Origin of the sequence: Bacteroides sp. 51 (genome assembly GCF_010500965.1) — a bacterium.
Taxonomy (GTDB): Bacteria; Bacteroidota; Bacteroidia; order Bacteroidales; family Bacteroidaceae; genus Bacteroides.
Window position 1 is genome coordinate 1 of sequence record NZ_QVMI01000088.1, and the last position, 1,059, is coordinate 1,059.

Here is a 1,059-nt window from a genome sequence, read left to right on the forward strand (position 1 = left end):
TTCAGGGGCAAAAATAGGACATTAATCCGGACTAGCCTTTGTCAAATATGTCGTTTCTATTGTCAATTCCTTCTTCGGATAAAGAAATGTCCTCTTTTAACTGTGTCGGCGTCTTTCCCAGCTCCTTTTTGCAGAACTTGGTAAAGTGCGCCATATCGCTGAATCCGTTCTCCAGTGCGATCAGTTTCACCGGTTTATGTGTGTTTATCAACTGCTTCCTGATCAGCTTTGCCCTTCCCTCTTTCATCCATTTATAGGGCGTTTGGTTAAATGCCTTTTTGAACCTGGTGCCGAACTGCCGGGGAGTCATATGCATGGAATCCGCCATTTCCTCTACGTTGCGGAACTTATGGCGGTGTAAGCGTACATACTCTGAGAATGCGGTATCATCGCTGAGGATCAGATAGAAGAAGTTGGCTACCTCTTGTGTGGTATAATACGCCTTAAGCAGGAAGAAGAACTCCCTGATTTTCAGGTCAAAATACATATTACACTTTATCCCGTCGGCCAGCCTTTCGCTGATCTCATCCAGGAAATTCCATATGCGCGTATGTATTTCCAGTACCCCGAAACCCGGTGTTTGCGGGGTATGGTTGTCTGTAGCCCCCGCATGGGCTTTATACAGCTTCTCCATGGAGAAACTATCGCAAAGCTGAGTCATTTCCTCTATCCTAAAAACGACCAGTGTCGTCCCCGAAGGGGTATAGAGCGAATAATGCCCTGCGGCCGGCAGGAACANTGGTTGTCTGTAGCCCCCGCATGGGCTTTATACAGCTTCTCCATGGAGAAACTATCGCAAAGCTGAGTCATTTCCTCTATCCTAAAAACGACCAGTGTCGTCCCCGAAGGGGTATAGAGCGAATAATGCCCTGCGGCCGGCAGGAACAGGATTTGCCCTTTGGTTCCCTCAAACTTCGGCAAGCCCCTGGGAGTTAGGCGTATCCGTCCTTCCCTGATAAATACGACCTCATGGGTGCGTGGTTGTAACTTTCTACGTTTTTCCTTTGCAATACTGACCACTTCAATCATAGGGTTTTCGGGTTTATCCGGTAGCTGGTA

At 47.8% G+C, this 1,059-nt stretch carries 1 protein-coding gene; it reads right to left on the minus strand.

All coding sequences use genetic code 11. From position 1 onward, the window contains the following. Window positions 1-31: 31 nt before the first annotated feature. Window positions 32-661: a helix-turn-helix transcriptional regulator gene (locus D0T87_RS23600; protein ID WP_163178615.1), complete on the minus strand. Its 630-nt coding sequence runs from the start codon at window positions 659-661 to the stop codon at window positions 32-34. Window positions 662-1,059: the final 398 nt, after the last annotated feature.

What these genes read in the sequence shown, in the direction of transcription:
- D0T87_RS23600 (WP_163178615.1), bottom strand. Translation starts at nt 661, where the DNA reads ATGACTCAGCTTTGCGATAGTTTCTCCATGGAGAAGCTGTATAAAGCC.